Origin of the sequence: Aeromonas sp. s1(2024), from assembly GCF_040908005.1 — a bacterium.
In the GTDB taxonomy this organism is placed as follows: domain Bacteria; phylum Pseudomonadota; class Gammaproteobacteria; order Enterobacterales; family Aeromonadaceae; genus Aeromonas; species Aeromonas caviae.
In genome coordinates this window covers 1-15,884 of the sequence record NZ_JBFOCW010000040.1, presented here as the reverse complement: position 1 = coordinate 15,884, position 15,884 = coordinate 1, and the positions used below count along the sequence as shown (strand labels likewise).

At 63.8% G+C, this 15,884-nt stretch carries 13 protein-coding genes and 1 other RNA gene; 12 read left to right on the top strand and 2 right to left on the bottom strand.

The window, feature by feature from the left end; translation table 11 throughout:
- Positions 1-2: 2 nt before the first annotated feature.
- Entirely contained in the window at positions 3-1,619 is a 1,617-nt protein-coding gene (locus AB5Y70_RS09370; RefSeq protein ID WP_049636826.1) for a carboxyl transferase domain-containing protein, read from the bottom strand.
- Positions 1,616-2,764, bottom strand: coding sequence for an isovaleryl-CoA dehydrogenase (locus tag AB5Y70_RS09365; RefSeq protein WP_049636827.1), 1,149 nt, complete (start codon positions 2,762-2,764; stop codon positions 1,616-1,618). The genes AB5Y70_RS09370 and AB5Y70_RS09365 overlap by 4 nt, the downstream gene beginning before the upstream one ends.
- 257 nt (positions 2,765-3,021) lie before the next feature.
- On the opposite strand from AB5Y70_RS09365, the gene AB5Y70_RS09360 reads away from it, so the two are divergent.
- The 12 genes from AB5Y70_RS09360 to istB all read left to right on the top strand — a co-directional run bounded on the left by AB5Y70_RS09360 (position 3,022) and on the right by istB (position 15,831).
- The gene (locus AB5Y70_RS09360) at positions 3,022-4,533 is read left to right on the top strand and encodes a CoA-acylating methylmalonate-semialdehyde dehydrogenase (protein ID WP_049636828.1); all 1,512 of its coding nucleotides are present in this window, start codon (positions 3,022-3,024) and stop codon (positions 4,531-4,533) included.
- 81 nt (positions 4,534-4,614) lie between these two features.
- Positions 4,615-5,772, top strand: coding sequence for an acyl-CoA dehydrogenase family protein (locus AB5Y70_RS09355; protein ID WP_010674595.1), 1,158 nt, complete (start codon positions 4,615-4,617; stop codon positions 5,770-5,772).
- Positions 5,773-5,890: 118 nt separating this feature from the next.
- Entirely contained in the window at positions 5,891-6,682 is a 792-nt protein-coding gene (locus tag AB5Y70_RS09350) for an enoyl-CoA hydratase (protein WP_010674596.1), read from the top strand.
- A 78-nt stretch (positions 6,683-6,760) separates the two neighbouring features.
- Positions 6,761-7,861: an enoyl-CoA hydratase/isomerase family protein gene (locus tag AB5Y70_RS09345; protein WP_029314467.1), complete on the top strand. Its 1,101-nt coding sequence runs from the start codon at positions 6,761-6,763 to the stop codon at positions 7,859-7,861.
- A gap of 27 nt (positions 7,862-7,888) precedes the next feature.
- Positions 7,889-8,809, top strand: a complete 921-nt coding sequence (mmsB, locus tag AB5Y70_RS09340; protein ID WP_010674598.1) for a 3-hydroxyisobutyrate dehydrogenase — start codon at positions 7,889-7,891, stop codon at positions 8,807-8,809.
- A 71-nt stretch (positions 8,810-8,880) separates the two neighbouring features.
- The gene (locus AB5Y70_RS09335; RefSeq protein ID WP_010674599.1) at positions 8,881-9,642 is read left to right on the top strand and encodes an SDR family oxidoreductase; all 762 of its coding nucleotides are present in this window, start codon (positions 8,881-8,883) and stop codon (positions 9,640-9,642) included.
- Positions 9,643-10,007: 365 nt separating this feature from the next.
- Positions 10,008-11,444, top strand: coding sequence for an arginine-ornithine antiporter (gene arcD, locus AB5Y70_RS09330; RefSeq protein ID WP_010674600.1), 1,437 nt, complete (start codon positions 10,008-10,010; stop codon positions 11,442-11,444).
- Between the two features lie 92 nt (positions 11,445-11,536).
- Positions 11,537-12,325: a sulfite exporter TauE/SafE family protein gene (locus AB5Y70_RS09325; RefSeq protein WP_010674601.1), complete on the top strand. Its 789-nt coding sequence runs from the start codon at positions 11,537-11,539 to the stop codon at positions 12,323-12,325.
- 102 nt (positions 12,326-12,427) lie between these two features.
- An RNA gene (gene ffs / locus AB5Y70_RS09320) (signal recognition particle sRNA small type) lies at positions 12,428-12,524 on the top strand.
- A gap of 97 nt (positions 12,525-12,621) precedes the next feature.
- Entirely contained in the window at positions 12,622-13,494 is an 873-nt protein-coding gene (locus tag AB5Y70_RS09315) for an integrase (RefSeq protein ID WP_368175990.1), read from the top strand.
- Between the two features lie 110 nt (positions 13,495-13,604).
- Entirely contained in the window at positions 13,605-15,104 is a 1,500-nt protein-coding gene (gene istA / locus AB5Y70_RS09310) for an IS21 family transposase (RefSeq protein ID WP_368175977.1), read from the top strand.
- Entirely contained in the window at positions 15,091-15,831 is a 741-nt protein-coding gene (istB, locus tag AB5Y70_RS09305) for an IS21-like element helper ATPase IstB (RefSeq protein WP_010675356.1), read from the top strand. The genes istA and istB overlap by 14 nt, the downstream gene beginning before the upstream one ends.
- The last annotated feature ends 53 nt before the right edge of the window (positions 15,832-15,884 follow it).

Here is a 15,884-nt window from a genome sequence, read left to right as displayed (position 1 = left end):
CCTTACATCCGGAAGATGCCGTACTGCCCGGGGCCCGGCTCGGCCCCCTGGCAGGCCGCCAGCGCCAGGGCCAGCACGGTGCGGCTCTGGACCGGGTCGATGACGCCGTCATCCCACAGGCGAGCACTGGCGTAATAGGGGTGACCCTGGCGCTCGTACTGCGCTATCACCGGGGCGCGAATGTCGGCCGCCTCCGGCTCGCCCAGAGTCTTGCCCTCGGCGGCCAGCTTGTCCCGGCGCACCTGCACCAGCACCCCGGCCGCCTGCTCGCCCCCCATGACGGAGATGCGGCTGTTGGGCCAGCTGAACAGAAAATCCGGTTCATAGGCGCGCCCGCACATGCCGTAGTTGCCGGCACCGAAGCTGCCGCCGACGATCAGGGTGATCTTGGGCACCCGGCTGCAGGCCACGGCGGTTACCAGCTTGGCGCCGTGCTTGGCGATCCCCTCTTTCTCCGCCGTACTCCCCACCATAAAGCCGGTGATGTTTTGCAGAAACAGCAGCGGGATCCCCCGCTGGTTGCAGAGCTGGATGAAGTGGGCCCCCTTCTGGGCGCTGTCGCTGTGCAGCACGCCGTTGTTGGCGAGGATCCCCACCTGCATGCCCTCAATGCGGGAAAAACCCGTCACCAAGGTAGTGCCGAACAACGCCTTGAATTCGTCAAACACAGAGCCATCCACCAGTCGGGCGATCAATTCTCGTGCGTCATAGGGGCGCTTGAGACTGGTGCCCACCAGGCCGTAGAGCTCCTCGATGGGGTAGTGCGGCTCATCATAGGAGGGAGCGGATGGGGCGGGTGACGCCGCCGTCTGGTTGTCACCCAGGTTGCTTACCAGGGTGCGGGTGATGGCCAGGGCATGGGCATCGTCCCGGGCCATGTGATCCGCCACCCCGGAGTGGACGCAATGCACCTCGGCGCCGCCCAAGGCTTCTGCGCTGATCTCCTCACCGGTGGCGGCCTTGACCAGGGGCGGGCCCGCCAGAAAGAGGGTGGCCTGTTCCCTGACCATGATGGACTCGTCCGCCATGGCGGGCACGTAGGCACCCCCGGCGGTACAGAGCCCCATCACCACCGCCAGCTGGGGGATGCTCTGGGCCGACATGCGAGCCTGGTTGTAGAAGATGCGGCCAAAATGCTCCCGGTCGGGGAACACCTCGTCCTGCATGGGCAGGAAGGCGCCGCCGGAATCCACCAGATAGAGGCAGGGGAGGCGCAGCCGCTCGGCGATGGCCTGGGCGCGCAGATGTTTTTTCACCGTGAGGGGGTAGTAGGTGCCGCCCTTCACGGTGGCGTCATTCACCACCAGCATGCACAGGCGCCCCGAGACCCGGCCGATGCCGGTGAGGATGCCGGCGGCGGGCACCGGCTCGTCATAGACCTGCCAGCCAGCCAACGCCGACAGTTCGAGAAAGGGGGAACCCGGGTCCAGCAGCTGGTCGATGCGCTCCCGGGGCAGCAGCTTGCCACGGGCCTGGTGGCGGGCGTTGTTGGCCGCGCCCCCGCCCTGGGCTATCTCCTCCAGGCGGGTATTCAGATCGTCGACCAGTGCCTGCATGGCGGCCCGATTGGCCTCATAGTCGGGGCTCGCGGTGTCGAGACGGGAATGGATCCTGCTCATGCGTTATCCCCCATCAGCTCACGGCCGATGAGCCAGCGGCGGATCTCCGAGGTGCCGGCGCCGATTTCGTAGAGCTTGGCGTCCCGCAGCAGGCGGCCGGTGGGGTATTCGTTGATGTAGCCGTTGCCGCCGAGCAGCTGGATGGCATCGAGGGCCATCTGGGTGGCATTTTCGGCGGCAAACAGGATGGCGGCGGCGCAATCCTTGCGGCTGGTACGGCCCTGATCGCAGGCGCTCGCCACCGAGTAGACCAGCGCCCGGCTGCTGGCGAGGCGGGTATACATGTCGGCGAGCTTGCCTTGCACCAGCTGGAACTCGCCGATGGCCTGACCGAACTGCTTGCGCTCGCGCACATAGGGAAGCACCACGTCCATGCAGGCCTGCATGATGCCAAGGGGGCCTGCTGCCAGCACCACCCGCTCGTAGTCCAGACCGCTCATCAGTACCTTGACCCCCCCGTGCAGGGGGCCCAGCAGGTTCTCCTGCTTCACCCGGCAGTTGTCGAACACCAGTTCGCAGGTACTGGAGCCGCGCATGCCGAGCTTGTCGAGCTTCTGGGCGGTGGAAAAACCGGGAGTCCCCGCCTCGACGATAAAGGCGGAAATCCCTTTGGGCCCGGCGGCGGCATCGGTCTTGGCATAGATGACGAAGGTGTCGGCATCGGGCCCATTGGTGATCCACATCTTGTTGCCGTTCAGCACGAAGTTATCCCCCTCGCGCATTGCGGTGAGGCGCATGCTCACCACGTCGGAGCCGGCGCCCGGCTCGCTCATGGCCAGCGCCCCCACGTGTTTGCCGCTGACCAGATCAGGCAGGTATCTCGCCTTCTGATCAGGGGTGCCGTGGCGGTGGATCTGGTTGATGCAGAGGTTGGAGTGAGCGCCGTAGGAGAGGCCGACCGAGGCGCTGGCGCGGCTCACCTGCTCCATTACCAGCACATGGGCCAGATAGCCGAGGTTCACCCCGTCATACTCCTCTGCCACCGTGATGCCGTGCAGCCCCAGCTCACCCATCCGGGGCCAGAGATCCCGGGGGAAAGCGTTGTTCTGATCGATCTCGCTGGCGCGCGGTGCGATCACTTTCTGGCAGAAAGCCTCGACCTGTTCGGTCAGGGCCTGGAGGGTTTCATCCATCAGGGCATGCATCCGTGCTCTCCTTGGTGCAGTGGACTGCCGATTTCCCCTGCCATCAGGGTGATGACTGGTCAGTCCATTCGTGATTCAAGTTTACGTTAGCGTAAACGTAAATTGATTGTTAGTCTAAGGTAAATTCGATGGCAGCCCGCCGCAAGGGGCTACTCGGGCAGAGGAGCGCAAGGAGTGAACAGGATGTGCAACAGCAACATGGATGTGGCCGGCCCAGGGTGGCCTGCCATCGCCTGCCAACGGGCTAGGAGGGGGGCATGAGCCAGCATCACACCCAGTACGGGGATCTGCCGCTCTACATCGGTGGCGAGGCGTGTCCGTCCGCAAGCGACGAGTGGATAGAGGTGACCAACCCGGCGGATCAGAGTCTGCTGGCGCGGGTGCCTAAGGCTACCCCGGCCGAGATCGAGCATGCGGTACGTACCGCCCACGACGCCTACCTGCAGTGGCGGGAGGTGCCGGCCCCCGAGCGGGCTCGGGTGATGTTCAACTACCAGCATCTGTTGAAAGTGCATCACGACGAGCTGGCGACCCTGCTGGCCCAGGAAACCGGCAAGAACCTGGCGGATGCCAAGGGCGACGTCTGGCGGGGCATCGAGGTGGTGGAGCAGGCCTGCGCCATTGCGAGCCAGACTCTGGGGGAGACCATGGGCAACGTGGCGCGCCGGGTCGACGGCCACTCCTGGGTGCAGCCCCTCGGGGTCTGCGTCGGCATCACGCCGTTCAACTTTCCGGCCATGATACCGCTGTGGATGTTCCCGCTGGCGGTGGCCTGCGGCAACGGCTTCGTGCTCAAGCCCTCCGAGCAGGATCCCCTCACCCCCATGCGCCTGGCCGAGCTGTTTACCGAGGCGGGGGCCCCCAAGGGCATTCTGTCGGTGGTGCATGGCGGCGCCGAGCAGGTGGATGCGCTGCTGGCCCATCCCGATGTCAAGGCAGTCAGTTTCGTGGGCTCGGCCCGGGTCGGCGGCCACGTCTATCGCAGCGCCACGTCGCAACTCAAGCGGGCCCAGTGTTTTGTCGGCGCCAAGAATCACATGGTGATCATGCCGGATGCCAACAAGGCGCAGGTACTCGGCAACTTGGTGGGAGCCGGAGTCGGCGCCGCCGGTCAGCGCTGCATGGCCATCAGCGTGGCGGTGTTCGTGGGGAGCGCCAGGGAGTGGATCCCCGAGCTCGCCGCCGAGTTCGCCAAGGTGAAACCCGGTGTCTGGCACGATCCCGAGGCCGCCTACGGCCCCCTCATCAGCCCGGAGGCGAAAGTCAGGGTGGAGGGGCTTATCGAGGCGGGGATTGCCGAGGGAGCCGAGTGCCTGCTGGACGGCCGTTTTTGCGACGTCCCCGGCTACCCGGTGGGCAACTGGGTGGGGCCGACCCTGTTTCGCGGCGTGACCCCCGAGATGCGCATCTACAAGGAGGAGATCTTCGGGCCCGTGCTGGCCTGCCTCGAGGTGGGGAGCCTGGATGAGGCGCTTGCCCTCATCAACGCCAACCCCTATGGCAACGGCACCTCCCTCTTCACCGGCTGTGGCGCCGCCGCCCGCAAGTTTCGCCACGAGGTGGCGGTGGGCCAGGTGGGGATCAACGTGCCCATCCCGGTGCCGCTGCCGTTCTTCTCCTTTACCGGCTGGCGCGGCTCCTTCTACGGGGATCTGCACGCCTACGGCAAGCAGGCGGTGCGTTTTTACACCGAGACCAAGACGGTGACGGAGCGCTGGTTCGACGAAGACATTCCCAGCGGCCCCAATATGACCATTCAGCTGCGCTGACGGCAGGGGTTGCCCACTTTGCCCGGGTGCCCCCATTGACAGCAACGGATCGACGGAACAAGTACAAAGGAAGCGAACAAGATGGATTTTACCCTGACCGAATCCCAACGGGCCTGTGTCGAGTCGGCCGGCGCCTTCGCCGATCTGGCGCTCAAACCCCATGCCGCGCACTGGGACAGGGAGCACGAGTTCCCCATCCCCACCATCAAGCAGGCGGCGGCGCTGGGCCTGTGCGGCCTCTATACCCCGGAACAGTATGACGGTCTGGGCCTGAGCCGGCTCGATGCCAGCCTCATCTTCGAGCGCCTCGCCATGGGCTGCACCTCCACCACCGCCTATCTCACCATCCACAACATGGTGAGCTGGATGCTGGGCAGCTGGCTGCCTGCCGAGGTGGCCGAGGAGTGGGTACCCAGGCTCGCCAGCGGCGAGCTGCTGGGCTCCTACTGCCTCACCGAGCCGGGGGCGGGCTCCGACGCTGCGGCCCTCAAGACCCGCGCCGTGCGCGATGGCGAAGATTACCTCCTCGACGGCAGCAAGGTGTTCATCTCGGGCGCCGGCAGCACCGACGTGCTGGTGGTGATGGCCCGCACCGGTGGCGAGGGGGCCAAGGGGATCTCTGCCTTCATGGTACCGGCCCAGACCCCTGGCGTGAGTTACGGCAAGGCGGAGGAAAAGATGGGCTGGAACAGCCAGCCGACCCGGGAGGTGAACTTCAATGCCGTGCGCATTCCCGCTCGCTTCCGGCTGGGGGAGGAGGGGGAAGGGTTCAAGTTCGCCATGCAGGCGCTCGATGGGGGGCGCATCAACATCGCCAGCTGTTCGCTGGGCACAGCCCAGCAGGCTCTCAACGATGCCCTGGCCCATGTGCAGCAGCGCCAGCAATTTGGACACCCGATCAGCGAATTCCAGAGCGTGCAGTTTCGCCTGGCCGACATGGCCACCGAGCTCGCCGCCGCCCGCCTGCTGGTGCGCCAGGCGGCCGCCAAACTCGATGGGGGCAGCCCGGACAAGAGCGCCTGGTGCGCCATGGCCAAGCGTTTTGCCACCGACGTGGGTCACCGCATCTGCGACGACGCCCTGCAACTCTTTGGCGGCTATGGTTATATCCGCGAGTATCCGCTCGAGCGCTATCTGCGCGACACCCGGGTGCACCGCATTCTGGAAGGGACGAATGAAGTGATGCGGCTCATCATCGCCCGCCGCCTGCTGGCCGACCCTGGCCTGTCGCTGGAGTAGCGGGAGGGGCCTGCTCTGAGGACGCAGTCGGCGCGTCCTCAGGCTTTGTGAGCCAGGTGCAGGTTGGCTCCATTCAACCCTGTCATCATGGGGCAGGTTTTTTGACAAGGACAACGCAATGACAAGGATCAGGCTCGAATATCACGGCCACGTGGCCTACATCACCCTCGATCACCCACCCGCCAACACCTGGACGCTCGCCAGCCTGAAAGCCTTCTTACAGATGATGGTGGAGCTGGATGGTCGCCCCGACGTGGTGGCCCTGGTGATCCGCGGTGCTGGAGAGAAATTCTTCTGCGCCGGCGCCGATCTCAAGATGTTCGCCGACGGCAGCCTGGCGCATGCCCGCGAGGTGGCCGAGGCCTTTGGCCACGCCTTCGAGGCGCTGGCCCGCTTTCACGGGGTCAGCATCGCCGCCATCAACGGCTATGCCATGGGAGGGGGGCTCGAAGTTGCGCTGGCCTGCGACATCCGCATCGCCGAGCAGCAGGCCAAGCTGGGGTTGCCAGAGGCCTCGGTGGGTTTGTTGCCCTGCGCCGGCGGCACCCAGCGCCTCACCGAGCTGGTGGGGCCGGGCTGGGCCAAGCGGATGATCCTCTGCGGCGAGAAGGTGAGCGCCACCCTGGCCTACGAGATGGGGCTGGTGGAGGAGGTGGTGACCGAGGGGCACGCTTGGGAGGCGGCGCAGCAGATGGCCCAGCTGGTGGAGCGCCAGAGCCCGAGCGCCCTGCGCGCCTGCAAACAGCTCATCAATCAGGGGCGAAGCACCCACAGGGACGCGGCGCTGCCACTCGAGCGCAGCCTCTTTCTCGCCCTGTTTGACGATGCCAATCAGCGCGAAGGGGTGGCGGCCTTCCTGGAGAAGCGGGCCCCGCGCTGGCGTTACGACCAATCCAAACCGAAAGAGTGAGGGAGCGAAGGATGAATGAGGTATTGATGGCGACCCGCCATGTCGCAGGGGCAGATACCCGGTCTACGGGGGCTGCCCATGAGTGAGCCCGTGCTCATCGAGACCCACCCCACGGCGGATGGCCGCCACATCGGCATGCTGACTCTGGACAGCCCCGCCTCCCTCAACGCCCTGAGCCTTGAGATGATCCAGTTGTTGCAGGGGGCGTTGACCCGCTGGGAGCAGGATCCGGCCATCGTCTGCGTGTTGTTGCAAGGGGCCGGCGAGAAGGCATTCTGCGCCGGTGGTGACATCCGCTCCTTTTATTACCGCAAGCAGGAGGCGAGCCACTCTGAATTGTTCGGCTATGCCCGCGACTTCTTCCTGCAGGAGTACCGGCTCGATCATCACATCCACTGCTACGGCAAGCCCCTTGTCTGCGTGGCGGACGGCATCTGCATGGGGGGCGGCATCGGCCTCTTTGCCGGGGCCGCTTTTCGGGTGGTGACAGAGAAGAGTCTGTTCGCCATGCCGGAGGTGACCATAGGCCTCTATCCGGATGTGGGGGCCAGCTGGTTTTTGAGCCGGATGCCGGGGCGGCTCGGACTCTGGCTCGGCCTCACCGGTGCCCGCTTCAACGGGGCGGACGCCATCGGCCTGGGGCTCGCGGATCACGCCATGGGGAGCCGCGAGCGGGTGGAGCTGCCGGCGCGCCTCGCCGCCCTCGACTGGTCCGCAGGCGACCCCTGCGAGCAGATCGAGGTGCTGCTCACCGATTTGCAGGAGGTCCCTGGTCAGGCATTGCCCCCTCCCGTACTGCTGCCCCACCAGGCCCGCATCGATGCGCTGTTGGCTGGCCGCTCTCTGCAAGGGGTGCTGGCACGCCTCGAGGGCGCCGAGCTGGACGAACCGGCGCTGACTCAGGGGCGGGAGACCTGCCTTCGCGGCAGCCCCATCAGCCGCGCCATCCTCTGGCGCCAGTTCTGGCAGGCACGGCGCCAGTCCCTGGCCGAGGTGTTTGCCGACGAGCTGACCCTCTCGGTCAATTGCGTGCTCAGAGGGGACTTCGTGGAAGGGGTGCGGGCTCTGCTCATCGACAAGGACAAATCCCCTCGCTGGCAGGCCCCGCAGGCGGGCGAGGCCTGGCTGGATGCCTTCTATCGCTGGCCCGAGGGGGACAACCCCTTGCGCCTCCGCTGACGCGGGATCACACACAAGGAGCACACCATGACAAGGATTGGGTTTATCGGGCTTGGCAACATGGGGGGCCCCATGGCCGCCAACCTGGCCAGGGCGGGGCACAGGATGCAGGTGTTTGATCTGGTGCCCGAGAGCCTGAGCCGGGCCATCGAGGCTGGCTGCATTGCCGCCGGGAATGCCCGGGAAGCGGTGAGCGGCTGCGAGCTGGTCATCAGCATGCTGCCAGCGGGGGAGCACGTGCGCAGCCTCTGGCTGGGGGAGAGTGTCGGTGAGCGGGGTGGCCAGGATCTGCTGGCGGCCCTGTCGCCCGGCACCTTGGTCATCGACTGCTCCACCATAGACGTGGCCTCGACCCGTCAGGTGGGGGCGGCGGCGAAGGCGAGCGGCATCCGTTTTCTCGATGCCCCCGTCTCGGGAGGGGTGGCCGGTGCGGCGGCGGGCACGCTCACTTTCATCGTCGGCGGCGAACAAGCGGATTATGAAGCGGCCAGACCCGTGCTCGCCTGCATGGGGCAGAACCTGTTTCACGCCGGGGCGCTTGGCGCCGGCCAGATCGCCAAGATGTGCAACAACATGCTGCTCGCCATCCACATGGCGGGCACCGCCGAGGCGCTGGCGCTCGGGGTCAAGGAGGGGCTGGATCCCGTCGTGCTCTCCACCATCATGGGCAAGAGTTCGGGCAACAACTGGAGCCTGGAGCGCTACAACCCCTGGCCCGGTGTGATGGAGAACGTGCCGGCGTCCCGTGGGTATGCAGGGGGCTTTATGACCCGGCTGATGGTCAAGGATTTGGGGCTCGCCATGGCGTTGGCGGAACATGCCCACAGCGCCGTGCCCATGGGGGCCCTGGCCCGCAACCTCTTCAACCTGCACGCGAGCCTGGGCCAGGAGAACAAGGATTTTTCCAGCATCCTCGAGCTCTATCGGGACAAGACAGCGCCGGGTTAAGGGCCGCTATCTACCTATTTACCCGATAGTCTTTGACTCGACAGTCACCGGCCATCTCACCAGGAGCATTTATGGATATCACACGGAAAGTCATCGCCATCACGGGGGCGGGTAGGGGGCTGGGCCGCGCCATCGCTCTGAGTCTGGCGGAGCAGGGGGCCGTGCTTGCGCTCATCGATGTCAACCGCACCGATCTGGAGGTGACCGAGGCAGAAGTGCGCAGCCGTGACGGCCGCTGCGCCCTGTTCGTCTGCAACGTGGCAAGCGAGCCAGAGGTCGAGGCGACCTTCGCCGCCATCAAGGATCAGTTCGGTGCGCTGCACGGCCTCGTCAACTGTGCCGGCATCCTGCGCGACGGCATGCTGATCAAGGTGAAGGAGGGGGCACTGACGGAGAAGATGAGCCTGGCCCAGTGGCAGAGCGTCATCGACGTCAATCTCACCGGCACTTTCCTGTGCGGGCGCGAGGGGGCGGCGCTGATGGCCACCGGCGGGGAGGGGGGCGTCATCATCAACATCTCCTCCATCGCCCGGGCCGGCAACATGGGCCAGAGCAACTATGCCGCCAGCAAGGCGGGGGTGGCCTCTCTGGTGGTCACCTGGGGGAAGGAGCTGGCCCGTCACGGCATCCGGGTGATGGGCATCGCCCCCGGCGTCTTTGCCACCGACATGACGGCGGCGATGAAGCCCGAAGCCATGGCCCGCATGCAACAGGCCATCCCGGTGGGCACCCTGGGGCAGGCGGCGCAGCTGGCCCAGACGGTGCAGTTCATCCTTGCCAACGACTATCTGTCCGGGCGGATGATCGAGCTGGACGGCGGCTTGAGGCTCTAGTCCCCCCTGCATATACCCTCTCTGACGCCCCTCCTGCAGGGGCGTTTTTGCAGGGGAAAGGCCCCAGTGCAAGGGTGCATAGCCATGCAGGTCCGGCTTTTGAAAAGCGGGGCGACATCATGAAAAGTCGTGAAATATCAACGGGTCTTTCTTAATTTGAACCAGCTCACAGGCACCCCGGGTCAGTGCTGTAAAATTGCGCGCGGTCAAGGCGGCTCATGATTGACGGCAAGAGGGATTGCGGCCGGAATAGTCATGCAATATAGTTGCCGCCTTTTTCACGGGGTACGGATTTCTAGCCCCTCCCATGTCGCGCGCTGTATGAATACGGATGCTCAGCCGCCGCCTAATAAAACAGGTTTGAGATGGACAAGAAACTGGGGCTGGGTGCCCTCATTTCGCTGGTGATCGGCTCCATGGTCGGTGCCGGGGTTTTCAGTCTGCCGCAAAACATCGCAGCGCACGCCAGTGCCGGGGCAGTCGCCCTGGGATGGGCCATCACGGGGATCGGCATGATCTGCCTCGCCCTGGTCTACCAGAATCTCTCCATGCGTCGACCGGATCTCGATGGCGGCATCTTCAGCTACGCCAAGGCGGGGTTCGGGGATTTCGTCGGCTTCAACGCCGCCTGGGGTTACTGGCTGTGCCAGCTGCTGGCCAACGTCTCCTACGCCATCGTGGTGTTCAGTGCGCTGAGCTACTTCTTCGACACGCCGGACAATGTCATCTTCGGTGACGGCAACACCCCGGTCGCCATCACGCTCGCTTCCCTGCTCATCTGGTCGGTGCATGCCCTGGTGCTGCGCGGCATCCAGGTGGCGGCGCTGGTGAACATCGTCACCACCATCGCCAAGATGGTGCCCCTCATCGTCTTCTGCGTGGCCATCCTGCTCGCTTTCAACATGGAGACCTTCACCCTGGATCTCTGGGGGCAGGGGAGTCCCGAGCTCGGCTCCGTGATGGATCAGGTGAAGTCCACCATGAAGGTGACCCTCTGGGTCTTCATCGGCATCGAGGGGGCCGTGGTGGTCTCCGCCCGTGCCCGCCATCGCAAGGACGTGGGCCGCGCCACCGTGCTGGCGCTGCTGGGGGCCCTGGCGCTCTACGTCATGGTGACCCTGTTCTCCCTGGGGGTCATGAACCAGCCGCAACTGGCGGCCCTCAAGAACCCCTCCACCGCCATGATCCTGGAAGCCGTGGTCGGCCCCTGGGGTGCCTGGCTCATCAACATCGGCCTGGTGATCTCGGTGATGGGGGCCCTGCTGAGCTGGACCGTGCTGGCGGCGGAAGTGCCCTACATCGCGGGCAAGACCGGGGTCTTCCCGGCCTGGTTCGCCAAGGAGAACAAGAACGGCTCCCCCAAGGTGTCGCTCTGGTGCTCCACCTGCCTGGTGCAGATCTTCCTCATCATCATCTACTTCCAGAACAGCACCTATCTGGCGTTGGTGAACATCGCCACCTCGGCGGCCCTGGTGCCCTATGTCTTCTCCGGTGCTTACGGCCTCAAGCTGGCGTTGAAAGGGGAGACCTACGCGGGCCAGCCCCATCAGCGCAAGCGCGACCTGCTGTTGGCCCTGGTGGCCACCGTCTATGGCTGCTGGCTGGTCTATGCCGCCGGGGTGGAGTACCTCTTGCTGGTGGCGCTGCTCTACAGCCCGGGGATCTTCATCTACTGGAAGGCGCGCCAGCACCACGGCCTGCGCAGCCTCAACCGGCTGGAGCAGGGGATGACGGCAGCCCTGCTCGGTTGCGCCGTGCTGGCGTTCTACAAGGTGATGGACGGTACCATTCCCCTGCATTAATCGGCACAATAAAGGGATGGCAAGATGCCATCTCTTTTTTTATGGGCAATGGCGGTCAAGTTGACCGCTGTTTCGTTATTGAAGGAATGTTTATGCTGTTTGTGGGCTATCTGGTGTTGGGGGCCTTCGCGGGCATGCTGGCCGGGCTGTTCGGTATCGGCGGCGGCCTCATCATCGTCCCCGTGCTGGTCCTGAGTTTTCACGCACAGGGCGTGGCGCCGGAGATCATCACCCATCTGGCCCTCGGCACCTCGCTGCCCACCATGATCTTCACCGGTTTCAGCTCCCTGCGTGCGCACCAGGAGGCAGGAGCGGTGGACTGGGGGATGATTCGGCGCCTGGGCGCCGGCATGCTGGTCGGTGCCTGGCTCGGCGGCATGACCGCCAATCTGCTGAGCGCCAGCACCCTCAACATCATCATCGGCTGCTTCGCCTGGACCATGGCCCTGCAGATGGGGCTCAATTTGAGGCCAAAAGCGGAGCGACACATGCCGGGCCCCCTTGGTACCGGGATCGCCGGCACCGTCATCGGCTGGATGTCGGCCTTGTTCGGCATCGGTGGCGGCTCGCTGACCGTGCCTTACCTCACCTGGAACTCGGTGCCCATGCGCAACGCCGTGGCCGCCTCCGCCGCCTGCAGCATGCCCATCGCCCTGGCAGGCAGCCTCAGCTACCTCTATGCCGGTTGGGGAGACGCCGATCTGCCCGAGTGGAGCGTCGGATTCATCTATCTGCCGGCCCTGCTTGGCATCGTGCTCACCAGCACCCAGTTTGCCCGTCTGGGCGCCAGACTGGCACACAGTATGTCACCCCGGCGGCTCAAGCAGGCCTTTGCCCTGCTCATGTTGCTGGTGGGTGCCAAATTCATGCTCTTTAGCTGAACCCTTGGCCAGATTGTTGAAAAATAAGGCGAACGGCTCGCGATGCGGTAGAAAGCCATTGCATTGAGGGGCCAGTTTGCCTATTCTCCTCGCCGGTGGTCCTATTGGTCCTCTCGCATTGATAACCCGTCGACCTGGTCAGGACCGGAAGGTAGCAGCCAAGGCGGGGGACTCGAGTGCCGGGATGTGGCTGGTAGGGCCACCACTTGTTTCTGCAATTCAATAAGTTACAGCTAATAGCCCCCTTAAGACCTCTTGGTAATCCACTTTGTGTGGATGAATCAGGAGTCTTCATCGTGAATCTCTGGCTCTCTCCGCAAGGTATCTGGTACTACCGCAAGGTGACCGTTCTTTCGTGTGGACGCCGCAAGGACATCAAGAAATCTCTCCGTACTCGGGACAAGCTGGTCGCACGTGACAAGGTGGCTCAGTTGCTCGCCTGTGCGCGTTCTCGGGTAAAGCCTGAGACTGTCCAGCCAGAACCTCAGCCAAGCTCCCTGCCGGAGCCTCAGCGACTACAGCAACAGACACCCTCAGCGGCCAGTTCTGCCCCTGTGGGTCCCTCTGCCATTGCATCTCCAGTACTCTCAGAACTGAGTGACCGTTATCTGAAAGAGAAGGCGCTCTCCTGGGCACCAAAAGAGCTTAGTAACCAGAAGAACTACATCGGTTACTTCATCAAGTCGCTGGGGGATAGATCTCCCACCGCTTACAGCAAGGCCGATGTGGTCAAGTTCAAGGACGAATTGCTGAACTCAGGCAAGAGCCCGACGACTATCAACAAGTACCTCCAGAAGCTCTCTCTGTTGTTCGTTTGGCTCGGCAATCACCACGAAGGCATCGTTAATCACTTCGCTGGGCTCAAGCTACAACGGGTCAAAGAGGTCAATGCTCGAAGTAGCTATACATCTGCGGAGAAGCAACGGTTGATCCAATGGGCGAAGCAGCAGGAGCCATACCGCAAGTGGATTGCGCTGCTCGGCCTGTATACCGGAGCGAGAGCCAATGAGATCTGCCAGTTGTACGCGGACGATGTGCAGCAGGTCGACAGGGTGTGGTGCCTGAACATCAGAGACAACCGCCCAGACCAGAAGCTCAAGACGGCCAACAGTGCCCGCCTGATCCCTATTCACTCCTCGCTGATTGCTGGTGGCTTTATCGACTGTTGATCAGCGCGCAAAAATGACCAGGTTTCCGGGGTTTTCAGCGTCCAATTTTGACCACCCCGGAGTGTGTGCAACTATCCGATCTTTGGATCGGAGAACCTGGAGTGTTAATCATGGAAACCGTGTTGAAGATCCGGCGTATGCATCAGGTGGACGGCCAGTCCATCAGCGCCATCGCTAAAGTCACAGGACTCTCTCGCAATACCGTTCGCAAATACCTTCGCCAACCTCCCTCCGAACCGCCCAAGTACCGCCGTCCACAGCCAGCCAGGCCCAAGCTCGGTGAATTCGAGTCGACACTGACCCAGTGGCTGGACCTCGATGCCAAGCGGCCCAAGCGACAACGCCGCTGTGCCAGGCAACTCTTCGAAGACCTACAACGCCTGGGCTACCAGGGGGCCTACGACAGCGTCCAGCGCTTCGTCCGTGACTATAAACAGCAGTCAGCCAAAGTGGCTGCCTTTGTCCCCCTGACGTTCGCGGCTGGTGAGGCCTATCAGTTTGACTGGAGCGAGGAAGAGGTGGAGATCGGCGGCGTGGTGCAGTGGGTCAAGGCTGCCCATTTTCGCCTCACCCACAGCCGCCAGCCCTTCGTCATGGTGTTTCCTCGCGAAACCCAGGAGATGGTGTTTGCCGCTCACGATGCGGCCTTTCACTACTGGGGCGGCGTGCCACGCCAGGGCATCTACGACAACCTCAAGACCTGTATCGACCAAGTACTTGAGGGGAAAGAGCGCCGCTTCAATCCCCGCTTCCTGGCGCTGATGAGCCATTACGTCATTGAGCCGGTAGCCTGCACCCCTGCCTCGGGTTGGGAAAAGGGCCAGGTTGAGAAACAGGTTCAGGATGTGCGCCGGCGCTGCTTTACACCCCGGCGCAAGGTCGACAGCCTGGCCGAGCTCAACCGTCGGCTTATCCAGGAGCTGGAGCAGGCAGCACAAACACGCCCCCACCCGGACGACCCCTCGCAAACAGTGTGGCAGCGCTTCGAGCAGGAACGGACCACCCTGCGCCCCCTGGCTGCGCGCTTCAATGGCTATGTGGAGCGGGAGCTGCGGGTTGACAGCACCTGCCTCATCCACTTCGACCGCAACACCTACAGTGTCGACAGCCGTTACGCCCATCGTCATGTCACAGCCCGGGTCTTCGCTGACCGGCTCCAGGTGTATGCCCAGAGCGAGCTTATTGCCGAGCATCCCCGCCAGTTTGGCCGGGACAAGACCCAGTTCGACCCCTGGCATTACCTCGGCCTGCTCGAGCACAAACCCGGCGCGCTGCGCCACGGTGCTCCCTTCAAGGAGTGGGTGTTACCGCCGGCTTTGAGCCGCTTACAGCAGCAACTGCTGAGCCGCAAGGGCGGTGACCGGGACATGGTCAAGCTACTGTTGGCTGCCCGGCAGGACGGACTCGACCTGTTGGAGCAAGCCTGCCAGCAGGTACTGCTGCTGGGCGGCAGCTCGGCCGAGCTGGTACTCAACCACCTGCAGCGGCTGCGCCGCCCCGTCGAGGTGCCACAGCTCCATGCTCAGGTGGTGCCGCTTGCACAGCCGCCGCAGGCCAACTGCCAACGCTATGACAGCCTGTTACCGGGAGGTCAGCATGTCAGCCGATGAAATTTACCAGCGCCTGCAGGGGTTGAAACTGTTTGGTATGGCGGCGCTGTGCGACGAGCTGCTGGCGCATCGGGAGCGTCCCTTACCACCGCCGGAGCAGTGGCTCAAACGGATGATCGAAGCCGAAGAATCCGAACGTCAGTGCCGCTCGATCCGCTATCAGATGGGCATCGCCAAGTTCCCGCTGGCCAGGGACCTGGACAGCTTCGAGACCGCAGACACCCCGGTCAGCCCCGTGCACCTGTCCGCGCTGGATAGAGATGACTTCCTGGAGCAGAAGCGCAATCTGCTGCTGATAGGCGGAACCGGGACGGGTAAAACCCATCTGGCCATCGCCCTGGGGCGCAATGCCGTGCGCCGGGGCAAGCGAGTGCGTTTCTACGGCGTGGTGGATCTGGTCAACCAACTGGAGCAGGAGAAGGCGGCAGGCAAAGCCGGGCAGCTTGCCAACCGGCTGGTCAATGTCGATGCGGTTATCCTGGACGAACTGGGCTACTTGCCGTTTGCCGAAAGCGGTGGCGCCCTGCTATTTCACCTGATCAGCAAGCTGTACGAGCGCACCAGCCTGATCCTGACCACCAACCTGGCCTTCAGCGAATGGAGCAAGGTATTTACGGATGAGAAGATGACAACGGCGATGTTGGATAGGATCACCCATCACTGCGAGATCATCGAGACAGGAAACGACTCCTACCGCTTCAAACAGAGGATGAAATCAGCCAGCTAACCCTGGTCAATTTTGGACGCTGAACCCTGGTCATTTTTCGATGCTGATTGACA

Coding starts and splice junctions, on each gene's coding strand:
- AB5Y70_RS09325 (WP_010674601.1), top strand. CDS start 11,537: ATGCTGTTTGTGGGCTATCTGGTGTTGGGGGCCTTCGCGGGCATGCTG.
- AB5Y70_RS09355 (WP_010674595.1), top strand. CDS start 4,615: ATGGATTTTACCCTGACCGAATCCCAACGGGCCTGTGTCGAGTCGGCC.
- AB5Y70_RS09350 (WP_010674596.1), top strand. CDS start 5,891: ATGACAAGGATCAGGCTCGAATATCACGGCCACGTGGCCTACATCACC.
- AB5Y70_RS09345 (WP_029314467.1), top strand. CDS start 6,761: ATGAGTGAGCCCGTGCTCATCGAGACCCACCCCACGGCGGATGGCCGC.
- istB (WP_010675356.1), top strand. CDS start 15,091: ATGTCAGCCGATGAAATTTACCAGCGCCTGCAGGGGTTGAAACTGTTT.
- AB5Y70_RS09335 (WP_010674599.1), top strand. CDS start 8,881: ATGGATATCACACGGAAAGTCATCGCCATCACGGGGGCGGGTAGGGGG.
- istA (WP_368175977.1), top strand. CDS start 13,605: ATGGAAACCGTGTTGAAGATCCGGCGTATGCATCAGGTGGACGGCCAG.
- arcD (WP_010674600.1), top strand. CDS start 10,008: ATGGACAAGAAACTGGGGCTGGGTGCCCTCATTTCGCTGGTGATCGGC.
- AB5Y70_RS09370 (WP_049636826.1), bottom strand. CDS start 1,619: ATGAGCAGGATCCATTCCCGTCTCGACACCGCGAGCCCCGACTATGAG.
- AB5Y70_RS09360 (WP_049636828.1), top strand. CDS start 3,022: ATGAGCCAGCATCACACCCAGTACGGGGATCTGCCGCTCTACATCGGT.
- AB5Y70_RS09365 (WP_049636827.1), bottom strand. CDS start 2,764: ATGCATGCCCTGATGGATGAAACCCTCCAGGCCCTGACCGAACAGGTC.
- mmsB (WP_010674598.1), top strand. CDS start 7,889: ATGACAAGGATTGGGTTTATCGGGCTTGGCAACATGGGGGGCCCCATG.